Genomic DNA, 19,075 nt, shown 5'->3' with positions numbered 1-19,075 from the left:
CAGCTCCGGGGCGCGAATCGGCCCGAGTCGTACGTCGGTCGACCCGTCAGGTGTCTTCCGTCACCTTGAGCCCTTTTCGAGATGCGGAATCCCGGTCGATGCCCTTTCCTGGATCAGGGCGCGCGCCCGCGCGCGTCGCCGCTCGGCCCTCGGCCACCCCCACTTCCCTGTTCCGCCGCCATCGACGCCGGCGCGTCCCACCCTGCCCTGGACGGAGATTGATGTGACCACCCTGCGGGTCGGCGAGCCGCTCGCCACCGCCCCGGACCGCACCTGCCGGCCCACCCCGACGTCCCGCCCCGCGATCCCGCAGCCCGCCGCCGGCGGCGTGGCCCCGCCGTCCCGGCGCATCCTGATGCTGTCCTGGGAGTACCCGCCGGTGCTCGTCGGCGGCCTCGGCCGCCACGTCCACGCCCTCTCCGTCGCCCTCGCCGCCGCCGGCCACCAGGTCACCGTCGTCACCCGCCACGCCGACGGCGCACCCCTGGAGGAATACACCGACGGCGTCCGCGTCATCCGCGCCGCCGAAGACCCCGTCACCTTCCCCCTGGCCACCAACAGCCTGCTGGCCTGGACCATGGCCTTCAACCACACCCTCACCCGCGCCGCCCTGCGCGCCACCGACACCGCCGAATACGACGTCATCCACGCCCACGACTGGCTCGTCGCGCACACCGCGATGACCCTGCGCGAGCACCTGGACGTCCCGCTGGTCAGCACCATCCACGCCACCGAGGCGGGCCGGCACCAGGGCTGGCTGCCCGAGGAGATGAACCGCACCATCCACGGCGTCGAACACTGGCTCAGCGCCGAGTCGACCCGGGTGATCGTCTGCTCCGGTTACATGCGCGACGAGGTGGGCGCGCTCTTCGGCGTCCCGGCCGGCCGGGTCGACGTGGTGCCCAACGGCGTCGAGCCGCAGCGCTGGCGGGCGCCGGCGGCCGCGGTCGCCGCCGCCCGGGACCGGTTCGCCGGGACCGGACCGCTGGTCACCTTCGCCGGCCGGCTGGTGTACGAGAAGGGCGTGCAGCACCTGATCGCCGGGCTGCCCCGGCTACGGGAGCGGCACCCGGGGCTGCGGGTGGTGATCGCCGGCGACGGGCCGTACCGCGGCGAGCTGGAGGCCGACGTGCACCGGCTCGGCCTGGGGGCGGCGGTGAGCATGCCCGGCTTCCTCGGCGGCACCGACCTGCCGGCGGTGATGGCGGCGTCGGACTGCTTCGCGGTGCCGAGCATCTACGAGCCGTTCGGCATGGTGGCGCTGGAGGGCGCCGCGGCCGGCGCGCCGCTGGCGGTGTCCGCGACCGGCGGGCTGGCCGAGATCGTCGAGCCCGGCGTCACCGGGATGACGTTCCGCCCGCACGATCCGGACGGGCTCACCGACGCGGTGCACGCGCTGCTGTCGGACCGGGAGCGGGCCCGCGCGCTGGCCCGCCGGGCCCGGGCCATGGTGCACGAGCAGTACGGCTGGGCCGCCATCGCGCAGCGCACCGCGACCAGCTACGCGACGGCGATCAGCACCGCCCCCGCCGTCACCACCGAACGCGCGGCGCAGCGGATGGCCCAGGGCCACCGCGTCCCGCCCATCGCCGACGGCAATCTCCTGGCCGCCGCCGGCCTGCGCTGACCCCGCACAACGGGACAGGCCGCCGACCCTGACGGGGTCGGCGGCCTGTTCGATGCGGCGGCGGTCAGCGCTCGGTGAGCGGCAGGTAGTCGCGCTGCGGGGAGCCGGTGTAGATCTGCCGCGGGCGGCCGATCTTGGTCTCCGGGTCGTTGATCATCTCGCGCCACTGGGCGATCCAGCCGGGCAGCCGGCCCAGCGCGAAGAGCACCGTGAACATCTTGGTCGGGAAGCCCATGGCCTTGTAGATCAGGCCGGTGTAGAAGTCCACGTTCGGGTAGAGCTTGCGGGAGACGAAGAAGTCGTCCGCCAGGGCGATCTCCTCCAGCTCCATCGCGATGTCCAGCAGCGGGTCCGGCTTGGCCATCCGGCCGAGCACGTCCTGCGCCGCCTTCTTCACGATTGCGGCCCGCGGGTCGTAGTTCTTGTAGACCCGGTGGCCGAAGCCCATCAGCTTGACGCCGTCCTGCTTGTCCTTGACCTTGCGGACGAAGGAGCGTACGTCGTCGCCCTGGGCCTGGATCTTCTCCAGCATCTCCAGCACGGCCTGGTTGGCGCCGCCGTGCAGCGGGCCGAACAGGGCGTTCACGCCGGCGGAGACCGAGGCGAAGAGGTTGGCGTTGCTGGAGCCGACCAGCCGCACGGTGGAGGTGGAGCAGTTCTGCTCGTGGTCGGCGTGCAGGACGAACAGCATGTCCAGCACCTTGGCCATCACCGGGTCGACCTCGTACGGCTCCGCCGGCACGCCGAAGGTCATCCGCAGGAAGTTCTCCACGTAGCCCAGCGAGTTGTCCGGGTACAGCAGCGGCTGGCCGATCGACTTCTTGTACGCGTACGAGGCGATGGTGGGCACCTTCGCCATCAGCCGCACCGTGGACATCTCCACGTGCGAGGCGTCGAACGGGTCCAGGCTGTCCTGGTAGAAGGTGGAGATGGCGCTGACCGCCGAGGAGAGCACGGCCATCGGGTGCGCGTCGCGCGGGAAGCCGTCGAAGAAGCGGCGCATCTCCTCGTGCAGCAGCGAGTGCCGGCGGATCCGCTCGCTGAACTCGGTCAGCTGCTGCTCGGTCGGCAGTTCACCGTAGATCAGCAGGTAGGAGACCTCCAGGAAGGAGGACTTCTCGGCCAGCTGCTCGATCGGGTACCCCCGGTAGCGCAGGATGCCCGCGTCGCCGTCGATGTAGGTGATCGCGGACGAGCAGGCCGCGGTGTTGACGAAACCGGGGTCGTACGTCGTCAACCCGGTTTCCTTCAGCAGCTTGCCCACCCCGATACCGGCGGGGCCCTCGACCGCGGACTGCACCGGCATCGACAGCTGCCCACCGGGGTGATCGAGCTTGACTTCCGTCATGTGGTTCCTCGCTTTGCCGGCAGATCTACGTTGAATTGCCTTCGCTTCTACCGTATTCGCGGTTCCCGGGACACCGCCCACCGTGGGTCGGCGGTGAGGCATGCGTCACCCGATTCCCGACCAGCCAGCGGGGAAACCCCGCCCACCGCGTGCCCTGACCAGGCCGGACCGCCGTGGGAGCGCGGCCGGCCGCACGGTGGGAGCGCGGCCGCTGGGCAGGTGGGAGCGCGACCGCCGAGCGGGTGGGAGCGCGGCCGGGCCCACCCTAGAAGTGCGGTCGGGTGCCGTCCGACGCGGGGTCAGGAAAGGGCGAGCCGGCGTAACGTGCCGTCGGTGGCGACCTGGTAGACGTCCAGCCGGTTCGCGCCGACCTGGAAGAGCCGGTCGTCGGCGAGCAGCGCGGCGAAGCGCCGACCGCCGGCGTCGCGGGCGACCACCGGGACCACCGCGCCGACCCGGCCGTTGACCGCGACCGCGAGCAGCGTGCCGTCCGGCACCTGGTCCGGCAGGTCGCCCCAGACCAGCGCCGGCAGCCGGCCGGTGTCCGGATCGACGTCGGCGAACGCGGCCAGGTCGGCCACCCGGGCCGAGCCGCCGGTCGGCCGCTCCCCCACCGTCGTGCCGACCAGCGGGTGCACGGGCGGCGGCGCGAGTGGGCCGGGCACCCCACCGGGAAGCGGGACCGGCTGGCCGGGCCGGTCGTAGAAGTGCTTCGCCGGGTCGCGGGGCGCCTGCCGGGCGGACCGGCCGTCGACCGGCCGGGGCAGCCGGATGGCTGCCTCGTCGGCGACGGTGGGCAGCAGGTCGACGTGTTCCCAGTTGCGGTCGTCGACCCGGCCGGCTCGCTGCCCGGGCGACTTGACGAAGAGCGGCACCCACCCCACCTCGTCCGGAGCGGCCCGGATCGCATCCATCCCGCGCCCCTGGGAGCCCTGGGTGAAGCTCACCCCGTGATCGGCGGTGACCACCAGCAGGGCCTGGTCGTAGAGGCCGGTGGCGCGCAGCGTACGCAGCGTCTCGCCGATCAGCCGGTCGGTGTAGCCGAGCTGCGCGAGGTGCCGCTGCCGGGCCAGCTCCACCCAGCCGGCACCCTCGTTCGGCAGGTCCTCGGGGGCGTCGTAGCGCGCCCCCGACGGCAGGTACGACCACGGCGAGTGCGGCATCAGCAGGTGCAGGAAGTGCAGCGTCGGCCGGGCGGTGGGCTTGAGGCCGGCCAGGAACGCGGTGAACCGGGCCGGCTGGTTGTCGTCCAGGCTGTCCCAGCGGAACTTCGGGTCGTCCGGGACCGGTTCGGCGGCGTCCAGGCCCGCCTCGGCGCGGGTGCGCTCCCGGTAGGAGTCCTCCGGGTCGATCCGGCTCTCCACCGGCGCGGCCAACTGTCCCAGCAGCTTGCCGGTCTCCCGGACCAGCACGCCGAGCCCCTGTTCCGGGCTGACCGGCTGGTCGCAGCGGCTGGGCGGGCAGAGCCGGGTGATGCTCTCCTCGGCCCGGATGTCGTACAGCCCGCCGAAGGCGGTGAAGAGGTTGTCCGGGTACTGCGAGTAGTGCGGCGCGACGCCGCGCTGCGGGTAGCGGCCGGTGAGCATCGCCGGCAGCGCGTACGGCGTCCAGCCGCTGACCCCGGTGGCGTTGCGGTACCAGGTGGAGCCGGCGGCCAGCTCGGCGAAGTGCGGGTAGCGGGTGGCGTCGACCCGCCCGTCCGGGCCGAGCAGGCTGACCAGCGGCAGCTCGTCGAGGATCAGCATGACCACCGGCGGGTGCCGCGCGCCCTGGGCCGCGCCGGCCGCGCCGCCCTCACCGCGCGGCAGCACGACCGCCGAGCTGGACGAGACGAACAGGAACAGCCCGACGAAGACCAGCGGACCCGCGGCGGCCACCCGCAGCACCCGCCCGGGCACCCGCCACCGCCGGTGCGCCGCCGCCCCGGCCGCGCCGGCCACCGCCGCCACCAGCAGCAGCGGTACGCCCCGCAGCCCGGTGCCGTGCCGGCCGGCCTGCACGGCCAGCGCAGCGAGCAGCAGCCCGACCAGCAGCGTGTGGGTGGCGGCGCGGGCGGCCGGGCCGGCCAGCCGGGTGACCGCGCCGAGCAGCCCCACGGCCAGCGTGGGCGCGACCGCGATCAGCGCCACCAGCAACAGGATCTCGCCCCGGTCGGCGCGGTGGAACAGGAAGAAGTCCGGGCTGCGGCCGAGCACGTCGAGCAGCGGCTGGGTGACCACCAGCCCGACCAGCGCCGCCACCTCCAGCAGCCGGCCCAGTTCGGCCCGCCACCCGGCCGCCGGTTCGCGACCTGCCGCCGCCGACCGGACCGGGGAGGCGGGCGTGGGGTTCGCGGGCCCGGCCACGGGCGCGGGCACCGGTCCGTTCGGGAGCGCCGGCGTGCCGGAGGCTGGGGCGGCCGGATCGGACGGGGTCGGGTGCGGGTCGAGTGGGCCGGGCGGCGGGGCGGGTGGCGGCTCAGCCACCCACGACCACCGCGTACAGGGTGCGGGTGCCCGACGGCAGTTCCAGCCGGCGCTCGATCCGGCCCCGCGCGCCGAGCAGCCGCTCGAACTCGTCGCGCCGGTAGTCGGGGAAGAGCCCGTCGGGTTTGTTGGCCAGCAGCCGGCGGGCCATCGGGTCGTCCGGGTGGACGAACTCCACCACGACCCGCGCGCCCGGCGCGCAGAGCCCGGCGAGGAAGTCCACCACCTCGGGCAGCGGCACGTTGCGGCCGATCGCGAGGTGGTGCACCACGGCGAGGGCGAGCACCACGTCGGCGGCGGCCCGGTCGGCGAACCCGGCCCGCTCGACGCCCCGCCAGCCGCCGCCGGGCGACGGGTCGGCGAGGTCCATCACCAACGGCAGGACGCGTCGCTCCCCGTCGGCGCGCAGCGCCCGGTACAGCTCGTCCACCACCGCCGGGTCCTGTTCCACGGCGACCACGTAGTCGGCGTGCCGGGCGGCGAGCCGGGCGTACCGGCCGTCGTTGGCGCCGAGGTCGAGCACCAGCCGGGCGTGCGGGGTGGCGGCCAGCGCCCCGGCCACGAACGCCTCCTTGGCGGCCCGGTCGCCGGCGGAGTAGCCGCAGGTGCGCTGGTACGCCGACCAGTGGCTGGCGGTGGCCGGCCGGTCGAGCCGGCGGACGAGTTTCTCGATGCCGCGTACGGTGGCCAGCGCCAGCTCCCGCGAGTAGCCGGCGTCCCGCAGCCGGTCCCGGGTGTCGGCGGTGCTGGTGCCGGCGTGCCGGTTCTGCATCGCCCCGTGCAGGTGCACGTGGGTGAGCACGCCCGGCCGCAGTCGACGCGCGCCGCCGAAGAGGCGGCGCATCTGGTCGGCGTCGATGCCGTCCACCCGGGCCCGCAGCCAGGGCTGGAAGTCCAGGTCGAGGTGGGCGCCGAGCAGCAGCGGATAGAGCAGGGTCTGGCAGAACTGGCGGTAGCCGGCCCAGGGCTCGCCGTCGCGCAGCGGGGTGAACGAGCCGACGTCGATGAAGACCGGTTCGGCGCCGCGCCACTGGAGGTTGTAGGCCGAGCCGTCCTTGGTGGTGAATCCGCCGGGCAGCGCCGTACGGAGGATCTCCAGGTGCAGCAGTGCGGCGTCGCGCAGCATGCTGAAGGACCACTCGTACGGGTGGGAGACGAACGGGATGCGCTCGTGCCGGAGCGCGGCCGCCCAGCCGTCGCTCGCGGGCAGCAGCGCCGGGTCGGCGGGTTCGGTGCCGCAGACCTTGCCGGCGGCGAGCAGGGCGGGGAAGAAGTCGGTGCCGGCCAGGGCCCGCCACTCCTGGGCCGCCTGGGCGTCGAGCCCGCGCAGCACGTCGTCGCCGAAGTGGAAGACCCGGTTCGCTGGGTCGCGGAACGACCCGGGCTCGGGGCGCAGGCCGGTGTGGGAGATCGCCATCGCCGGCCGGTCAGCGCTGGTCGGTGGGCTGGCGGCGGAACCGGTCGACCAGCCGCCGCCAGTAGAGCTTGGCGGCCACCGCCGCGCCGGCCACCCCGCCGACCACCGCCTGCACGATCAGGCTGCCGGACCCCGCGTCCAGGTAGGCCAGATGGTTCACCGACCGCTCCTTCCCCTCGCCGTCTCGACACCCGACGCCCCGGTATGACCGGAACGCCGGACTTCTGACACGGTACGTCGGGCGTCCGCCTCGTGTGCCGACATCGCCCATCCGTCCGCCGTCCGATTCGTTCAAGACACCCACCCGGGCCCGGCCCTACCGTGGCGGCATGGCACCGACACTCGATCTCATCGGCTTGGTCAGCGGCGACCTGCCGCGCTCGCTCGCCTTCTACCGCCGGCTCGGCCTCGACATCCCGGCCGACGCCGACACCGCACCGCACGTGGAGATCACCCTGCCCGGCGGGCTCCGGCTCGCCTGGGACACGGCGGAGGTCATCCGCTCCTTCGACCCGGACTGGAAGCCCGGCCAGGGCGGGGGCGCCAGCCTCGCCTTCCGCTGCGCCGACCCGGCCGAGGTGGACCGGCTCTACGCGGAACTGGTCGCCGAGGGCTACCAGGGGCACCTGCCGCCGTGGGACGCCGAGTGGGGGCAGCGCTACGCGGTGGTGCTCGACCCGGACGGCAACGGGGTGGACCTCTTCGCCCGGCAGCCGAAGACCCCGGACTGACCGCACGCCGGAACGCGGACCCGGTCGCTCGACGGCCGAGCACCGGGTCCGCCGCGGGTCCGCCGCCCGGGGCGGGTGGTCAGCCGCGAGCGAGCAGCGCCGTCGGCGGCACGCCGGCCAACTGGCGTACGTCCCGGGTGAGGTGCGCCTGGTCGGCGTAGCCGCAGCGGGCGGCCACCTCGGCCAGCGGGGTGCCGGTCCGGGCCAGCGCCAGCGCCCGGCGCATCCGCAGGATCCGGGCGAGCGTCTTCGGGCCGTACCCGAACAGGTGCCGGGACCGGCGGTGCAGGGCGCGCGGATCGAGCCCGACCTCGGCGGCGGTGGCGGCCACCGGGGCGCCGGCGGCCAGCGCCGCGGCGACCCGGACGCCCACCGGGTCGGGGCCGCCGGCGGCGCGCAGCCGCTCCCGGGCCACCTCGACCAGCGCGCTGGTCGGATCGGCCGCGGCCCGCTCGGCCAGGCCGGCGACCGCCCGGTCACCCCAGACGTCGGCGAGCGCCACCCGCCGGTCCCGCAGCTCGACGGCGGGTACGCCGAGCACCGCCGGGCCGGTGCCGGGCGGCAGCCGCAACCCGACCCACCGCTGACCGGGTACGGCCGTGCTCAGGTGGGCGGTGCGGTCGGGTCCGGCAACCAGCAGCCCGGCGTGGCTGGACCAGAGCAGGTCGACGCAGCCGTCGGGCAGCACCCGGCTGGGCGCGGTGCCGGCCGTGGTGGCCGTCCAGAGCACCGCGCCGGCGAACCCCGCGGGGCGTTCCCGATACACGCCGACCAGCCTGCCACGACTCCGGCCGAGGGCACGACCCGGCGATCGCCGGTACGGGCGCCCGCGCCGTCGTTACCCTGCCGGTGTGCGATGGGTCGTGGTCGACGCGCCGCTGGACTCGTCCGGGCGGGGCCGGGGCGAGCAGCGGGCCCCCGACGCGCTGCGCGCCGCCGGGCTGCTCACCGCGCTCGGCGCGGCGGACGGCGGCCGGGTCGAGGCGGTGGTCGACGACCCGGTCCGTGACCTGGAGAGCGGGCTGATCGGCGCGGCCCAGGTCCGCCGGGCCGGCGCGGCCATCGCCGAGCGGGTCGACGAGCTGCTCACCATCGGCCGCCGGCCGCTGGTGGTCGGCGGCGACTGCACCATCCTGCCGGGGATCTGCCTGGCGCTGCCGCCGGCGGTGACGCTCTGGTTCGTCGACGGCCACCCGGACTTCTACGACGGGCGCAGCTCGGAGACCGGCGAGGGCGCGGACATGGACCTGTCGGTGGTGACCGGGCACGGTCCGGCCGCCGCCGTGGGCCGGGACGGGCCGCTCGTCGACCCGGGCCGGGTGCACCTGATGGGGCACCGCCCGCCGGCCGACGGCCCCGGCCGGGCCGAGGCGGACCGGATCGACCCGCGGATCCACCAACTGCCGGCGGCGCAGCTGCGGCGGCGGGGCCCCGGCGAGGTCGGCGCGGAGCTGGCCGCGGCCGGCGACGGGCCGGCCTGGCTGCACCTCGACCTGGACGTGGTCGACCCGGCCGACCTGCCGGCGGTCAGCTACCCGGAGCCGGACGGGCTGCGCTGGCCCGAGCTGACCGCGCTGGTGACCCCGCTGGCGCGGGCCGACCGGCTGCTCGGGATGAGCGTCACCGACCTGAACGTCGACCTCGACCCGGACGGGCGGCACGCGCGACGGGTGGTCGAGGTGCTCGCCGAGCTGCTCGTGCCCTGACCGTCACCCGCCGGCGAGCGGGTCCGGCAGCCGGACGGTGAACACGGTCCGGCCCGGTCGGCTGTCCAGCGCCACGGTGCCGTGGTGCGCGGCAACCACCGCCGCCACGATGGCCAGGCCCAGGCCGGTGCTGCCGTGCGTCCGGGAGCGGGAGCTGTCGCCCCGGGCGAAGCGCTCGAACACCTCCGGCTGCAACCCGGCCGGCACCCCCGGACCGTCGTCGGCCACGGTGAGCACGGCGGCGTCCGGTCCGGCCCGCAGGGTGGTGGTGACGGTGGTGCCGGGCGGGGTGTGCACCCGCGCGTTGGCCAGCAGGTTCGCCAGCACCTGGTGCAGCCGGGCGGCGTCGCCGGGCACCCGGATCACCGTGTCCGGCAGGTCGAGCCGCCAGTGGTGCTCCGGGCCGGCGACGTGGGCGTCGCTGACCGCGTCCACCACCAGCGCGGTGAGGTCGACCGGTTCGGCCGCGAGCGGCCGGCCGGCGTCCAGCCGGGCGAGCAGCAGCAGGTCGTCGACGAGGCTGGTCATCCGGGCGCTCTCCGACTCCACCCGGCGTAGCGCGTGCGCGACGTCGGGCGGCACCTGGTCCCGGCCGCGCCGGGCGACCTCGGCGTAGCCCCGGATCGCGGCCAGCGGGGTGCGCAGCTCGTGGCTGGCGTCGGCGACGAACTGGCGAACCCGGGTCTCGCTGGCCTGCCGGGCGGCGAGGGCGGCGCCGACGTGCCCGAGCAGCCGGTTCAGCGCCGCGCCGACCTGGCCCACCTCGGTACGCGGGTCGGTGTCCGCGGCGGGCACCCGCTCGGAGAGCGCCACCTCGCCCCGGTCCAGCGGCAGCTCGCTGACCCGGCCGGCGGTGGCGGCGACCCGGCGCAGCGGGCGCAGCGTGGCCCGGACGATCAGCGCGCCGGCGGAGCCGGCCACCAGCAGCCCGGCGGTGGCCACCCCGGCCTGCGCCGCGATCATCCACCAGACGGTCTCCTGCACCCCGGCCAGCGGCAGCGCGACGACCTGGGTGCGCCCGGTGGGCAGCTGCCGGGCCACGGCCCGGTAGTCGCCGCGCTCGCCCAGGTCGACGGTGCGCGGCGCGGCGCCCACCGGCAGCCCGGCCAGCGCGGTCACCTCCGCGACCGGCAGCGGCTCGCCCCCGGCCCGGTTGCCGCTCTGCGTCCGCGCCTCGGTGACCGTGCCGTCGACCACGGTGGCGACGACGGAGCCGGGTGGCAGCCCCGGCGGGAGGCCGGCACCGAACGGCGGGAACGGGCGGTCGCCCCGGGACATCGCGCCGGGCACCAGCTGGGCGTCGACCCGGTCGACCAGGAACTGCCGCAGCGCCACCGTGGTGAGCCCGCCGATCCCGACGCTGACCAGGGCCAGCAGCGCGACCAGGGTGACCACCAGCCGGGTACGCAGCGACCAGCCGGCCGGCCAGCGTCGCAGCCGCGCCGGCGGGCCGGCGCGCTCACCCGGCCGGCTTGAGGACATACCCCGCGCCGCGCAACGTGTGGATCATCGGCTCGCGGCCGACGTCGATCTTCTTTCGCAGGTACGAGATGTAGAGCTCGACCACGTTGGCCTGGCCGCCGAAGTCGTAGTTCCAGACCCGGTCCAGGATCTGCGCCTTGCTCAGCACCCGGCGCGGGTTGCGCATCAGGTAGCGCAGCAGCTCGAACTCGGTGGCGGTCAGCGTGATCAACTCGCCGGCCCGGCGCACCTCGTGGCTGTCCTCGTCGAGGCTGAGGTCACCGACGGTGAGCACCGCCTCCTCCCGCGCGGCCACCGCGAAGCCGGACCGGCGCAGCAGCGCCCGCAACCGGGCGATCACCTCCTCCAGGCTGAACGGCTTGGTGACGTAGTCGTCGCCGCCGACGGTCAGCCCGGCGACCCGGTCCTGCACGGCGTCCCGGGCGGTCAGGAAGAGCACCGGGACGGTCGGAGTCTGCTCGCGCAACCGCCGCAGCACCTGGAACCCGTCCAGGTCGGGCAGCATCACGTCGAGCACCACGGCGTCCGGCTGGAACTGCCGGGCGGTGCTCAACGCCGCCGACCCGTCGCCGACCGTGCGGACCTGCCAGCCCTCGTAGCGCAGCGCCATCGCCAACAGCTCGGCCAGGGTCGGCTCGTCGTCGACCACCAGCACCCGGACCGGCTCACCGTCCGGGCGACGCAACTCCACCCGGGTCTGCCCCTCGCTTCCCATGGGCCCAAGGGTGGCCGGCCAGCCTACGGCCCAGGTGTGCGTCCGCTGTGTGCCAGCTGTGTGGCCGGGTCACTCGGTCACCCCGACCGGGTCGGTGCGCACGTAGGTCATCGTCCAGGTGCCCCCGCCGTCGGGACGGCCGCGCTGGTAGAGATGGTCCGGCCCGCCCGCGGCGACCGAGCCGGCCCCGTCGGGGTGGCTGAGGACCCACCGCGGCGGTGGCGCGCCATCGTCGTCGGCGGGCAGCCGGCGGACCAGGTCGTGGGCGGGTCCGCCGACGAACCGTACGGTCACCTCGCCCATCGCCCGACCTCCTGCGCGCCGCGCGGCCGGCCCCGCCCGGGCCCGGACACCGCTCTGGCTCGCAAGCTACCCGTCCGCCGCGCCGGACGCGCCCGGTCGCGCCGGATCGGACGGCGGTTTGCCCTGATCGGGGCCCGGGTACCGCTGCCCAAGGCACCGCGCGGGCGGCGCCACGGACACGAGGAGCGGTCGATGAGGACGCTGGACGGGCGGTACCGGCTCGAACAGCGCATCGGCATCGGTGGCATGTCGGAGGTCTGGCGGGCCCACGACGCGGTGCTGGACCGAGCGGTCGCGGTGAAGTTGATCTCGCCCGGGCAGGAGGGGCAGGACGCCTCGGTGGAGCGGATCCGGGCCGAGGCCCGCTCGGCGGCCCGGCTGGTGCATCCGAACGTGGCCAGCGTGCACGACTTCGGCACCTGCGCCGCGCTGCCCGGCCGCGAGGTGCCCTACCTCGTGATGGAGCTGGCCGAGGGCGAGACGCTGGCCGAGCACCTGCGGGCCGGGCCGCTGGACTGGCGGATCGCCGTGCGGGTCTGCGCCGAGGTGAGCGCCGCCCTCGCCGCCGCGCACGCGCACGGCATCGTGCACCGCGACGTCAAGCCGGCCAACGTGATCCTCACCCCGGCCGGGGTCAAGGTGCTGGACTTCGGCATCGCCACCCCGGCCGGCACCCCGGACCCGATGCCCGACGGGATGCTGGTCGGCACGCCCGCGTATCTGGCGCCGGAGCAGCTGGACCGGGCGCCGGCCACCCCGGCCGCCGACATGTACGCCCTCGGCGTGCTCCTCTACTACTGCCTGGTCGGCGAGCTGCCGTACCAGGCCGGCACGATGACCCAGCTGATCGGCGCGCGGCGCCGGCAACCGCCCCGGCCGTTGCCGGCGGTCGACGGGCTGCCGGCGGAGGTGGCCGAGCTGTGCGAGCGGTGCCTCGCCGACGACCCGGCGGCCCGGCCGAGCAGCCTGATGGCCGCGCTGGTGCTGGCCGAGGCGGTGGACGCCCGGGTGTACGTGCCGATGCGGCTGCCGACCCCGCCGCGCCCCCGGCGGGCGGCGATCTCCCCGTGGACCGAGCGGGCCGCCGCCGAGGCGACCGAGGTGGCCGCGGCCGCCGACCTGTCCGGCCGCGCCGGCTGACCGCCCGGACGCGGCCTGTCCTGCGGTTTCACCGGACACCGGCCGGGTAGCCGGGCGGGGAGTGACGGGAGGAACGCGATGCCGGATCCGAGTTCCTGGTTCAACGAGACAGCCACCGCGACCGCCGAGGGCGGCCACGTACGCACCGACGACGAGGTGCTCTCCACCACGCTGGCGTCCCCGCTGGCGCCGCACTGCACCGGGTTGACCCCGTCGCAGCTGCTCGCCGCCGCCTTCGCGTCCTGCCTGCACCACGCGGCGGTGGAGGCGGCCGGGGGGATCACCGACGAGGCGCACACCGTGCAGGTCCGCGCGGAGGCGAAGCTGGGTCGCGACGACGACGGCCGGTACCGGGCCGATGTGCACGCCTCCATCGCCTCGGCGGGGCTGAGCCGGCAGCAGCTGGCCCAGCTGGTCGAGCACGCCGACCGGCTGTGGCCGTTCTCCAGCGGCGACGGCAGCCGCCACCGGCTCACGGTCACCCCGGCGGAGAACGGCCGGCACTGACGACCGACGTGCCGGGCCGGTCGCGATGGGTCGCCCGGCCAGGCTCGCCTCACCTGAACGGCCGACGGCGGCCCCCTCTGTTCGATGGAGGCGGTCGATCATCGTGCGGATCCGTCCCAAGATCCACCAAGTGCCGGTTACCGACGGGTATATACGACATGAACGGAAAGACGGACAATTGCGTGATGTGAGCTAAGCGGATTCGCGCCCTCGATCGTCCGTCAGATCGGGCGAAATTGTGACGCATGCCACCAACCAGAACGGTGGCAACGGGCGAAGCAATTTCTAGCCTCGGCGGGTGCACCCCGACGACCCCTTCGACCAGAAGCTGACCCAGGAACGGCCGGATACCCCTCCGTCCGATGTCGCATCATCCGAACGGACGATCGGCCGTCACCGCGCCCCGGAGCCTCCCCGGCGCGGCGTCCGCGCCCTGCTGACCTCGGCCCCCGCCCGGGTCGCGCTGGCCACCGGCGTCTCCTGCTGCCTCGGCGTGGCCGCGATCGCCGTCGTCCGGACCGACGACGCGCCACGCGAGCCACTGGCCGAGGCGGTGGCCGAGCGGGCCGCGGCAGCCGACCAGGCCGCCTCCCGGTCGCTGGACCGGGCCACCTCCCCCGCGCCGGTCAGCCCCAGCCCGACCCCGAAGCCCACCCCCTCGGCCACCAAGAAGAAGGCCCCGAAGAAGCCCGCCAAGCCCCGCCGCCCCCGTCCGGTCGCCGGACTGACCCAGGCGCAGATGGACAACGCCAAGATCATCGTGGATGTCGGCGTGGACATGAAGATCCCCCGCCGCGGGCTGGTGGTCGCGATCGCCACCGCGATGCAGGAGAGCAACCTCTACAACTACGCCAGCGGCGTGCTGCCCGAGTCGCAGAACTACCCGCACCAGGCCATCGGCTGGGACCACGACTCCGTCGGCCTGTTCCAGCAGCGTCCCAGCAGCGGCTGGGGCACCGTGAAGGACCTGATGCGGCCGGCCTACGCGGCCCGGGCGTTCTACGAGGCGCTGCGCGAGATCCCCGGCTGGCAGGAGATGAGCGTCACCGCGGCCGCCCAGGCCGTGCAGATCTCCGCGTTCCCCGACGCGTACGCCCAGCACGAGGGGCGGGCCACGACCGTGGTGGCGGCGCTCGTCTGAGTCGCACCGGCGCACCAGCGCATCGGCCCGCCGCGTCCGGTGGTTGGCCCGGCCGTGCCCGGGTCACCGCCGGCCGTGGGCCGGCACGCCGGAGCCGGTGACCGCCGCGGCCGCGGTCGGGGTGTCCGCCGGGACCGGCTCGGTCGGCAGGCCGCCGAGGATCTCGTCGGCCCGGGCCTCCCGGCGTCGGCGGTCCAGCAACGCCGCCTCGAACTCCCGCCGGGCGCGCAGCGCGTCGTCGTACGCCTGCTCGCGCAGTTGCCGGGCCTCCTCGCGGGCGGCGTCCAGCTCGAAGCGCGCCCGGGCGAGCAGCTCGGCCGCCTCCCGCTCCAGCTCGGCGGCTCCGCCCCGGCCGGTGCCCGGGCCGCCGGCCTCCAGCCGCCGCAGCAGCCCGCAGAGTCCGGTCGCCTCCTGCCGGATCAGGTCCCACTCCCGGCCGGCGCCTCCGGCGCTCTCCGCCCGCGCCGCCAACCGGGTCAGCCGGATCCCTAGCTCGTCCAGGCAGGAATCCACCTGCCGCTGGTCGTAGCCGATGTCCACGACGGAGAACCTCATCCTGTCGCCCCCCAGGCAGCTGGTATTTCTTCCCCACCTGGATCCTCGGCGCTGGCGGCGACGCCCGAGCGGGTTCGGGAAAAATGTTCAGCATCCGAGCGGCGGCCGCTGCCGGTGTTGCCGCCCGGGCCGGCGACGCGGACCATACGTCCGCCCGGGCGGCGAACTGGACGCGCGACGCCTCAGGGGCGCTTGGGCAGCACCACGACCCGGCCGAAGAACTCGTCGATCCGGCGCACGACGTCGTTGAAGTCGTCCAGGTCGATCGGCTTGGTGACGTACGCGTTGGCCTGCAGGGTGTAGCTGCTGACGATGTCGGTGTCCGCGTTCGAGGTGGTCAGCACGACGATCGGGATGGTCCGCAGGTCCGCGTCCCGCTTGACCTCGCCCAGCACCTGCCGCCCGTCCATCCGGGGCATGTTGAGGTCGAGCAGGATGACGTCGGGCCGCCGGGCGTCGGTGTGCCGCCCCTCGCGGCGCAGGAACTCCATCGCCTCCTGGCCGTCGCCCACCACGTCGATGACCTTGTCGACGTCGGAGTCCGCGAGCGCTTCCTCGATCATGAGGACGTCGCCCGGGTCGTCGTCCACCACCAGGATGCGAACCGGACTCGGGGTGTCTGAAGGCATCACTACCTGCCTCTGGTCGGCGGGGACGGGACGGGACCTGACGGTCACCGCGGCTGGCGGGGAAATCTAGCCCATCACGACGCGGTCTGTGACGCCGGGTCGGTCATGTCGGAATCGTCACCGAGGATGTCGCCGAGGCCGGTCAGCTGGAGCAGCCGCGCGACCCGACCGGTGGCGCCGGTGAGCCGCAGCCGACCACCGGCCGCGGCGGCCCGGTTGTCGCCCCGGACGAAGGCGGCGATGCCGGTCGAGTCGCAGAAGGTCAACCCGCTCAGGTCGACCAGCAGCCGGTGGGTCCCCGCCTCGGCGAGCCGGTCGAGCACGGCGACCAGCTCCCCCACGGTGCTCAGGTCGAGTTCTCCGGCGAGCCACAGCCGGGCCCCGCCGTCCCGCTCGGTGTGCCTGACGGTGAACGTCACCGGGATCTCCCTCGCTCCACCGCAGGCAGGCGCTTGCAGTAGAGCAAGTATAGGGCGGGTGGCGACGCCCGTCGTGACCCGCGTCGGTCGGCGCCAACCGGTCGCGGTCAGGCCGCGTCCGCCCCGCGCGCCGGGATCACCGACGCCCGGGCCGCGATGAGGAAGCGCGCCGCGCGGGGGTGGTCGCGCAACACCCCGGCGTAGTGCCCGAGGGTCGTCGGCAGCGCCGTGGCCGGCACGCCCCGGCTGGTGAGGATGTCGGCCATCCAGACGACGAAGTCGGTGAACAGGGTGGCGTCGTCCACGTAGAGCGCGGCGGCCAGGAAGTCCAGGATGTACCCGAGGTCGCTGACCGTCGAGTCCAGTTGGGCAGGGGTGTAGTCGCGGCTGGCCGGCATCCGCTCCCGCAGGTCGGCCAGCGCCCCGTCGATCAGCTCGCCGCGCCGGCGGACCAGGCCGGCATACTCGTCGTCGGCCAGGTGGGACAGCTGCGCCGGGGGCGTCCGGCGCAACGACCGCTCGTCGGCGACCAGGTCGGCCGCCGAGGGCGCGTCCGGCGCCCAGGCCACGCCGAGCCGGCGGGCCCACCGCCCGTCGACACCGAACCCGCGCCCGCCCACCACGATCGGCACGTCCGAGCGGCGGCACGCCTCGATCATGCGGTGCGCGTGCGGCAGCCGCATCGGCAGCGCGCAGGCCAGGGCGACCGCGTGCGCGTCGTGCCGGTGCAGGTACGACACCAGGTGCGCGGCCGGCACGCTGGCGCCCAGGAAGGTGACCTGCCAGCCGCGCAGCCGCAGCACCTCGGCGACCAGCCGGGGCGGCAGGGCGTGCCACTCGCCGTCCATGCACGCCACCACCACCCGGCCCCGGGTCGGGCGGGGATCGGCGTACGCGGCGATCGCGGCCACCACCCGCTCGCTGATGTGCGTGGCGGCGTGCTCCTGCGCCACGCTCCACTCGTTGCGCGCCCAGCGCTCCCCCACCTCGGCCTGGGCCGGGGCGACCAGGTCGAGCAGCACCCGCTCGGCCGGCACCCCCGCGTCGAGCAGGCCCCGTGCCACCTCGACCGCCGCGTACTCGTCGGCCTCCTGCAGGCAGTGCAGGTAGGTCGGGAAGGCGGCCGCCGGATCGGCCTCGGTGGTCGCCGCGGTCACGGGCGGATCTCCCTCGTCTCGGGTACGGCGTGCAGGTGCCGGGCCGGCCGCGCGCCCGGACCGGCGGCGCGCAGGACGAGCACGGCGATGTCGTCGTGGTCGCCGTGGGCGAGCCAGTCACAGGTGATCTGCTCGACCCGCTCGGCGAGCGCCGGCGCGGGCATCCGGTGGCACCCGGTGAGCGCGGTGACCAGCCGGTCGGTGCCGAACTGCTCGTCGCCGCGCCGCCCGCCGCGGGCCTCGGTCACACCGTCGCTGTAGAGCAGGCAGGTCTCCCCGGGCGCCAGATGGACGGTCACCTCGCCGATGCGCGGGTCGGGCACCACCCCGATCAGCATCCCGGACAGCGGCACCGGCTCGACCGTGCCGCAGCCCCGCAGCACCAGCGGCGGCAGGTGCCCGCCGCCGGCCATGGTCAGGGTCAGGCCGCCGTCGCGGTGCGGGCGCACCACGCCGAGCACGATGGTGGCGAACCGGCCCTGGCCGTGCGCCTGGGTGGTCTCCAGCAGCGCGTCGTTGAGCAGCTTCAGCAGCCGGGCCGGCTGCGACTCCACCCGGTGCAACGCCTGCAGGCACTGGCGCAGCTGGCCGGTGAAGACCGCCGCCTCGACCCCCTTGCCTGAGACGTCGCCGAGGAAGAAGACCGAGCCGCCGTCGGCCAGCCGGTGCGAGCCGTAGAAGTCGCCGCCGATGCGCAGCCCGGCCTGGGCCGGCCGGTAGGCGGTGCCCCACTGCACGCCGGCCGCCTCGGCCGGCTCCACCGGCAGCAGGCTGGCCTGCAGGGTGTCGGCGACCTCGGCCTGGTCGCGGTAGAGCAGCGCGGTGGTCAGCGCCGCCCCGGCCCGGGCCGCGAACGCACGCACCAGGTCGACGTCGGCCGGCTCGTACCACCGGGTGGCCGGGCGGGCGACCAGCAGCACGCCGGCCGGCGCGTCCCGGCCGGGCAGCGGCACCACCCGGGCGGTGACGTCGGCGGCGGCCAGGCCCGGCAGCCAGCCGGCCTCGGCGGCCTGCTCGACCAGCCAGTCGACGGCGTGCGGCTCACCGCCGTCCAGCCCCTCGGCGATCGCCGCCGGCAGGTCCACGGCGGCGAGCACGCCGCTGTCGACGGCGTGCCCCTCGTCGTCGGCCCGGGTCGCCCGCCACCAGCGGGCCCGGCCGGAGCGGGGCGCGAGCACCAGCACCGCCACCTCGGCGAGGGTGGGCACGGCGAGCCGGACCACCGCCGCGGCGGCCCGGTCGGGGTGCAGCGGGTTGCCGAGCTTCTCGCCCGCCACGGCGAGGAAGGCCGAGCGGGCCCGCTCGGCGAGCAGCGCGTCGGCGCGGGTCACGCTCTCGGTGACGTCCTCGACGTACCAGCAGCAGCGGCCGCCGGAGAGCGGCACCAGCCGGGTCCGCAACCGGCGGCCGTGGTGGCTGAACTCGGCACCGGCGGTGAGCTCCGGCAGGCCCGCCGTGGCCAGCGGTTCGTCCGCGACCACCTCGGGCAGCAGGCGCTCGGCCACCGGGCTGAGGTGCCGGACGACGCCCCGGGCGTCACAGACGACCAGTCCCTCACGGAAGTGCTCGACGACCTCGGACCAGTCGACCGGGCTCGGCGCGCGGTCGCGCGAAAGGGCGGGCAGCGCGGGCCCGGCCGGGCGCCCCGGCGCCCGGGCGGAGCCCGGCGTGGAGATCCGACCGTCGCCCGGGTCCCAGTCCCTGACGTCGGTAGCAGTCACCAGCTGAGCCCC

At 75.4% G+C, this 19,075-nt stretch carries 19 protein-coding genes; 6 read left to right on the top strand and 13 right to left on the bottom strand.

Annotated elements, in window-relative coordinates; genetic code table 11:
* Nucleotides 1–223: 223 nt before the first annotated feature.
* Entirely contained in the window at nt 224–1,627 is a 1,404-nt protein-coding gene (locus GA0070609_RS10630) for a glycosyltransferase family 4 protein (RefSeq protein WP_088993659.1), read from the top strand.
* A 64-nt stretch (nt 1,628–1,691) separates the two neighbouring features.
* Here the strand turns inward: GA0070609_RS10630 and GA0070609_RS10625 are convergent, their stop codons facing one another.
* The 4 genes from GA0070609_RS10625 to GA0070609_RS33585 all read right to left on the bottom strand — a co-directional run bounded on the left by GA0070609_RS10625 (nt 1,692) and on the right by GA0070609_RS33585 (nt 7,017).
* Entirely contained in the window at nt 1,692–2,975 is a 1,284-nt protein-coding gene (locus GA0070609_RS10625; RefSeq protein ID WP_088993658.1) for a citrate synthase, read from the bottom strand.
* 299 nt (nt 2,976–3,274) lie between these two features.
* Nucleotides 3,275–5,320: a sulfatase-like hydrolase/transferase gene (locus tag GA0070609_RS10620; RefSeq protein ID WP_231928617.1), complete on the bottom strand. Its 2,046-nt coding sequence runs from the start codon at nt 5,318–5,320 to the stop codon at nt 3,275–3,277.
* A 112-nt stretch (nt 5,321–5,432) separates the two neighbouring features.
* Entirely contained in the window at nt 5,433–6,857 is a 1,425-nt protein-coding gene (locus GA0070609_RS10615) for a class I SAM-dependent methyltransferase (RefSeq protein ID WP_088993657.1), read from the bottom strand.
* Between the two features lie 10 nt (nt 6,858–6,867).
* Nucleotides 6,868–7,017 carry a hypothetical protein gene (locus tag GA0070609_RS33585; protein WP_167183181.1) on the bottom strand — a complete coding sequence of 50 codons (150 nt, stop codon included), beginning with the start codon at nt 7,015–7,017 and terminating at the stop codon, nt 6,868–6,870.
* Nucleotides 7,018–7,186: 169 nt separating this feature from the next.
* On the opposite strand from GA0070609_RS33585, the gene GA0070609_RS10610 reads away from it, so the two are divergent.
* Nucleotides 7,187–7,588: a VOC family protein gene (locus tag GA0070609_RS10610; RefSeq protein WP_088993656.1), complete on the top strand. Its 402-nt coding sequence runs from the start codon at nt 7,187–7,189 to the stop codon at nt 7,586–7,588.
* Nucleotides 7,589–7,667: 79 nt separating this feature from the next.
* On the opposite strand, the gene GA0070609_RS10605 is transcribed toward GA0070609_RS10610, so the two are convergent.
* Nucleotides 7,668–8,354 carry a helix-turn-helix transcriptional regulator gene (locus GA0070609_RS10605; protein WP_088997639.1) on the bottom strand — a complete coding sequence of 229 codons (687 nt, stop codon included), beginning with the start codon at nt 8,352–8,354 and terminating at the stop codon, nt 7,668–7,670.
* An 85-nt stretch (nt 8,355–8,439) separates the two neighbouring features.
* On the opposite strand from GA0070609_RS10605, the gene GA0070609_RS10600 reads away from it, so the two are divergent.
* Nucleotides 8,440–9,294, top strand: a complete 855-nt coding sequence (locus GA0070609_RS10600; protein WP_157748111.1) for an arginase family protein — start codon at nt 8,440–8,442, stop codon at nt 9,292–9,294.
* Between the two features lie 3 nt (nt 9,295–9,297).
* On the opposite strand, the gene GA0070609_RS10595 is transcribed toward GA0070609_RS10600, so the two are convergent.
* The 3 genes from GA0070609_RS10595 to GA0070609_RS10585 all read right to left on the bottom strand — a co-directional run bounded on the left by GA0070609_RS10595 (nt 9,298) and on the right by GA0070609_RS10585 (nt 11,794).
* On the bottom strand, nt 9,298–10,776 hold the full coding sequence (locus GA0070609_RS10595) for a sensor histidine kinase (RefSeq protein WP_088993654.1): 1,479 nt from the start codon (nt 10,774–10,776) through the stop codon (nt 9,298–9,300).
* Nucleotides 10,754–11,491 carry a response regulator transcription factor gene (locus tag GA0070609_RS10590; RefSeq protein ID WP_088993653.1) on the bottom strand — a complete coding sequence of 246 codons (738 nt, stop codon included), beginning with the start codon at nt 11,489–11,491 and terminating at the stop codon, nt 10,754–10,756. Before GA0070609_RS10590 ends, GA0070609_RS10595 begins: the two co-directional genes overlap by 23 nt.
* A 69-nt stretch (nt 11,492–11,560) precedes the next feature.
* Nucleotides 11,561–11,794 carry a hypothetical protein gene (locus GA0070609_RS10585; RefSeq protein ID WP_088993652.1) on the bottom strand — a complete coding sequence of 78 codons (234 nt, stop codon included), beginning with the start codon at nt 11,792–11,794 and terminating at the stop codon, nt 11,561–11,563.
* A gap of 192 nt (nt 11,795–11,986) precedes the next feature.
* On the opposite strand from GA0070609_RS10585, the gene GA0070609_RS10580 reads away from it, so the two are divergent.
* From GA0070609_RS10580 to GA0070609_RS10570, 3 genes are all read left to right on the top strand, one after another.
* Complete coding sequence (locus tag GA0070609_RS10580) at nt 11,987–12,934, top strand: serine/threonine-protein kinase (protein WP_088993651.1); 948 nt, start codon at nt 11,987–11,989, stop codon at nt 12,932–12,934.
* 78 nt (nt 12,935–13,012) lie between these two features.
* A complete protein-coding gene (locus GA0070609_RS10575; protein WP_088993650.1) occupies nt 13,013–13,441 on the top strand; it encodes an OsmC family protein in 429 nt (142 codons plus the stop codon).
* A 298-nt stretch (nt 13,442–13,739) separates the two neighbouring features.
* Entirely contained in the window at nt 13,740–14,582 is an 843-nt protein-coding gene (locus GA0070609_RS10570; protein ID WP_088993649.1) for a hypothetical protein, read from the top strand.
* A 63-nt stretch (nt 14,583–14,645) separates the two neighbouring features.
* Here the strand turns inward: GA0070609_RS10570 and GA0070609_RS10565 are convergent, their stop codons facing one another.
* The 5 genes from GA0070609_RS10565 to GA0070609_RS10545 form a co-directional block, all read right to left on the bottom strand.
* Nucleotides 14,646–15,137, bottom strand: a complete 492-nt coding sequence (locus tag GA0070609_RS10565) for an ATPase (RefSeq protein ID WP_088993648.1) — start codon at nt 15,135–15,137, stop codon at nt 14,646–14,648.
* A gap of 182 nt (nt 15,138–15,319) precedes the next feature.
* Complete coding sequence (locus tag GA0070609_RS10560) at nt 15,320–15,766, bottom strand: response regulator (RefSeq protein ID WP_088993647.1); 447 nt, start codon at nt 15,764–15,766, stop codon at nt 15,320–15,322.
* Between the two features lie 74 nt (nt 15,767–15,840).
* Nucleotides 15,841–16,185 (bottom strand): STAS domain-containing protein, encoded by a 345-nt coding sequence (locus GA0070609_RS10555; RefSeq protein ID WP_088993646.1) that lies wholly within the window; start codon nt 16,183–16,185, stop codon nt 15,841–15,843.
* A 107-nt stretch (nt 16,186–16,292) separates the two neighbouring features.
* Nucleotides 16,293–17,342: a cobalamin B12-binding domain-containing protein gene (locus GA0070609_RS10550; protein WP_088993645.1), complete on the bottom strand. Its 1,050-nt coding sequence runs from the start codon at nt 17,340–17,342 to the stop codon at nt 16,293–16,295.
* Nucleotides 17,339–19,063 (bottom strand): PP2C family protein-serine/threonine phosphatase, encoded by a 1,725-nt coding sequence (locus tag GA0070609_RS10545; protein ID WP_088993644.1) that lies wholly within the window; start codon nt 19,061–19,063, stop codon nt 17,339–17,341. Before GA0070609_RS10545 ends, GA0070609_RS10550 begins: the two co-directional genes overlap by 4 nt.
* Between the last annotated feature and the right edge of the window lie 12 nt (nt 19,064–19,075).

Source organism: Micromonospora echinaurantiaca (assembly GCF_900090235.1).
Classification (GTDB): domain Bacteria; phylum Actinomycetota; class Actinomycetes; order Mycobacteriales; family Micromonosporaceae; genus Micromonospora; species Micromonospora echinaurantiaca.
This window is presented reverse-complemented; position numbering and strand designations above follow the sequence as displayed.